The organism is Candidatus Chordibacter forsetii, assembly GCF_964187505.1.
Classification (GTDB): Bacteria; Verrucomicrobiota; Verrucomicrobiia; order Opitutales; family Seribacteraceae; genus Chordibacter; species Chordibacter forsetii.
The window spans coordinates 1-5,950 of record NZ_CAXLML010000036.1 but is presented as its reverse complement, the minus strand read 5'-3'; the positions used below and the strand labels follow the sequence as shown (position 1 = coordinate 5,950).

7 protein-coding genes are annotated in these 5,950 nt (G+C 50.3%); 4 read left to right on the top strand and 3 right to left on the bottom strand.

Translation table 11 applies throughout. The annotated features are described in order from the left end of the window. The 3 genes from ACKPQ4_RS01620 to dusB form a co-directional block, all read left to right on the top strand. On the top strand, positions 1-1,473 hold a 1,473-nt coding region (locus ACKPQ4_RS01620), incomplete at its 5' end, for a hypothetical protein (RefSeq protein WP_407679466.1). Next, positions 1,473-1,766, top strand: coding sequence for a DUF3817 domain-containing protein (locus ACKPQ4_RS01615; RefSeq protein WP_407679465.1), 294 nt, complete (start codon positions 1,473-1,475; stop codon positions 1,764-1,766). The genes ACKPQ4_RS01620 and ACKPQ4_RS01615, both read left to right, overlap by 1 nt. A gap of 71 nt (positions 1,767-1,837) precedes the next feature. Further along, the gene (gene dusB / locus ACKPQ4_RS01610) at positions 1,838-2,953 is read left to right on the top strand and encodes a tRNA dihydrouridine synthase DusB (protein ID WP_407679464.1); all 1,116 of its coding nucleotides are present in this window, start codon (positions 1,838-1,840) and stop codon (positions 2,951-2,953) included. A 10-nt stretch (positions 2,954-2,963) separates the two neighbouring features. Here the strand turns inward: dusB and ACKPQ4_RS01605 are convergent, their stop codons facing one another. The 3 genes from ACKPQ4_RS01605 to ACKPQ4_RS01595 are packed head-to-tail and all read right to left on the bottom strand — an operon-like array spanning position 2,964 to position 5,249. After that, a complete protein-coding gene (locus ACKPQ4_RS01605) occupies positions 2,964-3,476 on the bottom strand; it encodes a rhodanese-like domain-containing protein (protein WP_407679463.1) in 513 nt (170 codons plus the stop codon). A 28-nt stretch (positions 3,477-3,504) separates the two neighbouring features. Beyond that, entirely contained in the window at positions 3,505-3,822 is a 318-nt protein-coding gene (locus tag ACKPQ4_RS01600; protein ID WP_407679462.1) for an ArsR/SmtB family transcription factor, read from the bottom strand. Further along, positions 3,819-5,249 carry an MBL fold metallo-hydrolase gene (locus ACKPQ4_RS01595; protein WP_407679461.1) on the bottom strand — a complete coding sequence of 477 codons (1,431 nt, stop codon included), beginning with the start codon at positions 5,247-5,249 and terminating at the stop codon, positions 3,819-3,821. The genes ACKPQ4_RS01600 and ACKPQ4_RS01595 overlap by 4 nt, the downstream gene beginning before the upstream one ends. Positions 5,250-5,278: 29 nt before the next feature. On the opposite strand from ACKPQ4_RS01595, the gene ACKPQ4_RS01590 reads away from it, so the two are divergent. Further along, positions 5,279-5,950, top strand: a 672-nt coding sequence (locus ACKPQ4_RS01590) for a chloride channel protein (protein ID WP_407679460.1), incomplete at its 3' end; no start/stop codon positions are given.

Below are 5,950 nucleotides of genomic sequence, written 5' to 3'. Positions count from 1 at the left end.
CGGGAAGCCTTTACTGTGTTACTTGTATTGCAGGGATTCTTTCTAATGTTTCTGGGTACAGGAAGAGTGGCATCGGTAACGGCGGAGGAAAAAGAAGCGGGCTTGCTTGACTACCAAAGAATGACTCCGATGAACCCGTTTTCGAAAATTCTTGGATATTTATTCGGTCTGCCTGCCCGGGAATATTTCATGTTCCTGATCACCCTGCCCTTTCTTCTGCACTGCATGGTGGTCGGTAAAATTCCATTGCTTAACCTCTTTCAACTCTACGCAGTTTTTTTCTGCTCAGTTATTCTTTACCACCTTACTGCCCATGTTATCGGATTGGTGGTGCCGAAACCGCGGGCAGCTTCATGGGTAGCCCGCCTTGCCGTGCTCGGACTGTATGTTTTTCTTCCCGTGCTCGGACAGGCAGGTATCTCCTTCCTTTCTTTTCTTACGATACTTCCCACTTATTTCGGTAAAATTGTTCCCCACCTTCTCGCCGAAGGCAACCAAACCCTTGGACGCTTTGAAAGACAAGTCGTGGATTTTTGGGAGAAAATTCCCTTTTTCACCTACGAGGTTTCTCCAACCACCTTTACCTTTGTAATGCAGGGGTTGATCCTTCTTGCTCTCTTTGCCACAGCCTACCGGAAATGGCGGCTCGATTCGCTTCCCGCATTTTCCAAGCCCATGGCAATTGGTCTGTTTGGCATTTTACAAATTCTTTTGCTCGGTTCGCTTTGGCCTTTTTTCTCACAGGGAGAAGCTAGTGGACTGCTCGGTCAGAGCCTTCAGCTTGATCCCACAAAGGCCGGACTTCCCAATCAGTTAAAAAACGACTCTCTGCCTGCCATCTCCATGATCGTGGTCCAATCAACCTACTTTCTCCTTAACCTGGCATCTCTTTTATTATTAATCAATGTATGTTGCCCGGATCCGCACCGTCAACTCAAGGGCAGACAACGTTCGGGAAAATTGGGAATGAGCCGCATTCCTGCGCTTGCAGACGAAGCACCCGGAGGCTTGTTTGTCTGCGTGCTTGTCTGTATCTCCACCGTGGTTTATTCAGTGCTACACTTGCTGGCGGTAAGTTCAGAAACCGTGCAGTCGGTTGCACCTTCTGCCCTATCAGTCCTTCTGCCTGGACTGGTTTTACTTTTTACCGCACTTGCTTTACGGGCAGCACGGGAACAATGGTTTAATTTAGGATTTTGGGGGTTTGTAGGTTTACTATGGCTGACACCCATGCTTGCCTGCCTCGTTCTGGCAGTGGATGATTTCCTCGGAAATTCTCAACTCATGCTAAATATCGCCTCCCTTTCTCCCCTTACATTTTTTCCCCAGTTGATGGTTTTTCTCGCTCCCGATATATTTCCCAACCCAAACCCATTGATTAATCTTTCCACATCCATCAAGATCGGCGTTATTATCAGTGCAATACTTGCCATCTTTCTTTCCATCACTCTCTTTCGTACATTAAAGAAATAATGTTCTCATCTATCCGTAACCTCCGCATCCTGGGAAATGTTGAGGGTGTATCCTATTTAATTCTTCTTGGTATTGCCATGCCCCTAAAATATTGGTGGGGAATTCCTCTGGCCGTGAAAGTTGTAGGGATGACCCACGGCATTCTCTTTGTCGCCTATTGCCTTTTGCTCGCCATATCCATGAAAAAACATGCCTGGTCTTTTCTCTTCGGCCTTTACCTTTTCGTTGCGACTTTAATTCCCTTTGGCACTTTTATAACCGATCGAAAGCTTAAAGGATTCTCTAAAAACTAGACAAGCAAACGGAAGAAAAAAGTCTGTTTTGTTGGATTGTAAAAATCAGGTAATTCTTCAGTCTATGGCTCATGTTCTCCTTGGGTCAGCTACCGCTCAAATCCAATCTTTTCCTGTCACCTCTTGCAGGATACACCAACCTGCCCTTCCGTTTGGTCATCCGCGAAATTGGCGGGGTTGATCTTTGCACCACAGATCTTGTAAACGCCCGATCCCTCATTGAACAGAACCCCAAAGCACTCAAATTAATTGAAACGAATAAGCAGGATAACCCCCTGTCCGTTCAATTATTTGGTGGCGTCAAAGAGGAAATGAGAGATGCCGCGGTGATGCTTGTTGAAAAAGGGATCGATTCCATCGATGTCAACATGGGCTGCCCCGTACCAAAGGTTACCAAAACCGGAGGCGGAGCCAGTATGATGACGGAGCTGCCCAAAACTCAGGAATTGATCCGTACCATGGTCGAAGCAGTGCCCGTACCGATTACCGCAAAGATGCGATTAGGTTGGGACGATCAAAACCTCACCGCTCCAAACCTTGCCCGTGCCTTGGAAGATGCCGGGGTGGCAGCCATTTTCGTTCATGGTAGAACCAGAGCACAAGGGTTTGACGGTGTGGTTAACCTGGAAGGTATTCGTAAAGTGGTAGAAGCAGTCGACAAGATCCCAGTCATTGGGAATGGGGATATTACCACCCCTGATGCCGCCAAGCACATGATTGAACAAACCGGGTGTCATGGAATTTCCGCTGGCCGGGGAGCCTTCTACAACCCCTGGATTTTTCTCCACACCCAGAAATATTTAGAAACAGGAGTCCTACCCTCTGAGCCTAGTTTTGATGAAAGAATACGGGTCATGCGCAGGCATTACGATCTGATGGTAGAAGTATTTGGCGAGGATCGTGGATCTCTCCAGTTTCGTAAAGTTGCTCCGTGGTATTCCAAGCGATTTGGCCCAGTCAAGCCATTCAATAACGCCGTGGTCAGGATCAGTTCAAGATCAGACTTCGAGAGGGTTTTAACCGATTACTTGGAATGGAGAAAGAAATTCACCGATGACTCAGGGGAACTGCTTGATCGCTATCAAATGCCTCCGATGATTGCCTCTTTTATGGAAGAGGAAGTCGCACACCAAGCAAAGCAGAGAAAAGAAATTGCTGTACCCAAAGGACCCATAGAAGTCTGGTAAGAAGAATGCGCTAGGCACGGTTCCAGGGCATTTTAGCTATAATCATTCCCATTCCACAGGTATCTGTAACCCCTGCAAAAACTAAACCTGCACCGACAAAGGCTGACAATCCATAACCAGCTGGATTGTAGAAATGTCCGACCACCGCTCCAATGACCACCAGAGCACCCGCGGCAATTCGTACCTGTCTCTCCAAAGACATGGCCTTTTTCCCGGCAATGACTGGAAGTCCGGCACCATCCCAGGCGGAGGTTCCGCCCTCCACATTGACCACCCTCTCAAAACCAGCCGATTCCAGTTTCTGACATACTTTCATCGAACGCCCGCCTGACTGGCAAATGACATGAATTTCCTGATCCTTTGAAAAAGGAAAGTTGCCGATATCCAGGGATTCCATCGGATGACTCTGAGCGGATTCGGCGTGGAGGGAGCCATACTCCGCGGGTGTGCGCACATCGATCAGCGGAATCGATGAGTTTGCCTGGCGTTCATGGTGGGATTGTTCAACAGTGAGGTTTTTCATAAGTTTTGTTTTCTTTTAAGAGTTATAATTAGGAAAATTTTTCCCGCATGCAGGCAAGGATGGCGTGCACCTGGGACTCGCAGATCTGATAGTAGGTCTTTTGCCCTTCCTTCTCGACCGACAACATCCCACACCGCTGCATCAAGCGTAGGTGCTCGGAGGCAACATGACTGCGAATGGAGCATTCCTTGGCCAACTCCCCCACCGTCCAACGATTTGACTCGAGCAGGAAAAGAATTTTCAGGCGCATGGGATGAGCCAGGGCCCGCAGGCACTCAGCCGCCTGGGCGAGTGAATCGAGATCAGGAATGGGATCAACCTCTGTTTTCTTAGCGGCCATTGTCATCTGGCACCCGCAAGGGAATGAATGGGTATGGAAGAGCGGATTGCTCCCAGAGCACACTGAACATCCGTTCGTCCTTGGCGGGCAAGAAAGGTAGCCATCCCTGCTGCTCGTAATCCGGACTGACAATGCACAACCAGTGGTTTTTCGGGAATCTCCGTATGGGCTGAAAGAATGCGTGCATGAGGAAAGTGCAAACTGCCATCAAGGAACCCCTGCAAACGCTCGGTTGCCTTGCGCACATCAATGACCGCCCGCCCATCAAGCGGGGCATCTCCTGACAGGCGGTCCGCTGGGTAGGAAGGAATGGACCGGAGCATAGTGCCTGGCAGTTCCTTCAGGGTTTCCGGAACCACAAAACCAACAACCTGGTCGAAACCGATGTATCGTAAAGCACGCTGCATGTGCTTCGCATCATCCGCACTTTGGGCCACAAGCAGTAACTCTTCAGCCGGTTCAAAAAAGCTGCCCGCGAAATCAGAAAAGAAATTGCGGGCAATGAACTGGGAGCCGATCAGGTGGGAGGACAAGGCATCCTCCACCGCACGTGTATCCACGGTGACCCAGGAACTTGCTGATAAACCAGCCTGTAAATCCGAGGCGGAAAACTCTTTCAGTGCCACTTCAGGGCCGAGCGGAACCGGGCCGGCACGGTTCAGAGATTTCATCCGGGCGAAGTATGCAGGTGGTTCCGGCTGGCCATCGAGAATAAAGGATACGAAACCATCCTCATTACCCTTCAAGGCAAGTTTAAAGGCATGATTAAACCGGCGTTCATAGCCTAGAGTGGATGAGGGAACCGCGCCCAGTGCCTTACCGCAGGAACTGCCAGCTCCATGCCCGGGCAATACCTGCAGGTGGTCAGGTAAATCCGCGATCCGGTTAAGGCTCTTAAAAAGAGCCCGAGCCCCATCCTCCTGTGTACCGGAAAGACCAGCCGCCTGCTCCAGAAGATCGGGCCGACCGGCATCGCCCACGAAAAGAAAATCTCCACTGAACAAAGCAACCGGCTCATCTGCTCCCCCTCCCTGATCTGTAAGCAGAAAGGAAAGATGTTCGGGGGTATGGCCGGGGGTATGCAACACCTCGACCAGCAGGTTGCCCACCTTAAATGAATTCCCTTGGCGAAGTGGGCGATAACTAGGCAAACCCAGAGCCCATTCGCTCCGCCAGAAATCCCCACCTTCCGCGGAAAGGTAGAGAGACGCCGAAGGGTCTAACCGCGAAAACTCAAAGGTACCACTGACGAAATCCGCATGAATATGCGTTTCCGCAACGGCAGTAATTCTAAGATCTTCGGATTGGGCAATTTCGAGGTATGGCCCAATATCACGCAACGGATCGATCAGCAGGGCTTCGCCAGTCTTCTGACATCCGACCAGGTAGGCGTACTGAGCAAGATCATGATTAGCTATTTGCTTTAGGTACATTTATATATCGTTATTTCACGATGTTACGATTGTCAAATTTTTTTGATCACTCAAACGCATCGATCAACAGACACAAATCGTCTTGTTCATCGAAAGGGAATGTCACATCTTCAGGAATGCCCAGGCTGCCCAGAAGTTTGTTAAAATTCATTCCCCGATCCGTTCCTCCGATCATTCTTGTGGGAATTACCGGCAGTTCGGTTGCGGTGTTGTTTCACCATTCCATTCACTTCGTTCACCACAAGATTTGGACGCCGCTAGCGGCGGGACCCTTGGAAAACTTTGCCGCCATCGGATTTATTGTGCTCACCTTGGTGGGGCTCCTCAATGGATGGTTATTGACCCAGTTTGCCCCGGAGGCCGCGGGCAGTGGCATTCCCCAGTTAAAAACCGCATACCGGCAGAACTATGGCCTCGTCTCCTTTCGGATCGTTTGGGTGAAATTCATTGCTGCCACTCTCAGTGTGGGAGGTGGCTTAAGCCTCGGGCGGGAAGGCCCCTCGGTCCAACTGGCCGGAGGACTGGCCTCGGTCATCGGTCAAAAGTTCAGGCTCTCCAACTTCCGCATCCGCACCCTCTCTGCCTGCGGAGCCGCCGCCGGACTGGCCGCTGCCTTTAATGCCCCCATCGCTGCGGTGGCATTTGTGCTTGAGGAAATTATTGAGGATTTAAATAGCCGCACCATTGGCCCCATCCTGCTC

Bases quoted from the DNA above. Each gene is read 5' to 3' on its own strand.
- ACKPQ4_RS01615 (WP_407679465.1), top strand. From the start codon at position 1,473: ATGTTCTCATCTATCCGTAACCTCCGCATCCTGGGAAATGTTGAGGGT.
- dusB (WP_407679464.1), top strand. From the start codon at position 1,838: ATGTTCTCCTTGGGTCAGCTACCGCTCAAATCCAATCTTTTCCTGTCA.
- ACKPQ4_RS01605 (WP_407679463.1), bottom strand. From the start codon at position 3,476: ATGAAAAACCTCACTGTTGAACAATCCCACCATGAACGCCAGGCAAAC.
- ACKPQ4_RS01600 (WP_407679462.1), bottom strand. From the start codon at position 3,822: ATGACAATGGCCGCTAAGAAAACAGAGGTTGATCCCATTCCTGATCTC.
- ACKPQ4_RS01595 (WP_407679461.1), bottom strand. From the start codon at position 5,249: ATGTACCTAAAGCAAATAGCTAATCATGATCTTGCTCAGTACGCCTAC.